This window comes from Neisseria sp. P0021.S006 (assembly GCF_051956895.1).
In genome coordinates this window covers 1-690 of sequence record NZ_JBQCWZ010000741.1, presented here as the reverse complement: position 1 = coordinate 690, position 690 = coordinate 1, and the positions used below count along the sequence as shown (strand labels likewise).

Here is a 690-nt window from a genome sequence, read left to right as displayed (position 1 = left end):
TTTTTGTGCGGCGCGCCTTTGGATGTCGAGCTGTCGGACGACTCGCGCGAGAGGCTGCTGATTCCAGCGCAGGACTTTTGGCGGCAGAAAGTGGCAACCGATACCACATTGGCACAATTGGTTTTTGACCGAAAATGCACGCCCGAAGAAATGCTTGCCGAAATTAAAAGCTATACCGGCCGCCCCTATCTGAAATTCAGACGGCCTGAAGGCGATTTGCAAGAAGCCCAAGCCAAGCTTCAAGAAACATGGCAAAAAGTTTGCGTCCACTTGGAAGACTTGGAAAAAGCGTTTTGGGCAATTTTTCCCAAACTTAACGGCCAAACCTACAAACGAAAAACCTTTGAAAATGTTTTTACCGATTTAAAAACAAACGCCGAATCCAACCGTCTGCCCCGCCTGAGCAAACAAACGCTGGAAAAATTAAGCCTCTTCAGTATCGACACGCTCAACAGTAAACTGAAAAAAGAATATAAAGCCAATGCCGATGCACCGGAAATTATTCAGCTGCAAGCCTTGGCTAATCTTGGTCGTGATTTGCAGGCAATGAAAAGCGCGGAAGAAGCGGTCTTCATCTGCCTGCAACTCGAACTCCTTTCCTACATCAACCAATCCATTGCCGAACAAAAAAAATCACGCCGCGAGCGCGTGTTTGATGATTTGCTGCTGGATGTCCATCAGGCATTGACC

The 690-nt window shown here is 47.5% G+C and carries 1 pseudogene; it reads left to right on the top strand.

Features of this window, described 5'->3' with window-relative positions:
• A pseudogene (locus ACTHUM_RS16825) lies at positions 1-690 on the top strand (UvrD-helicase domain-containing protein); the annotation flags it as partial.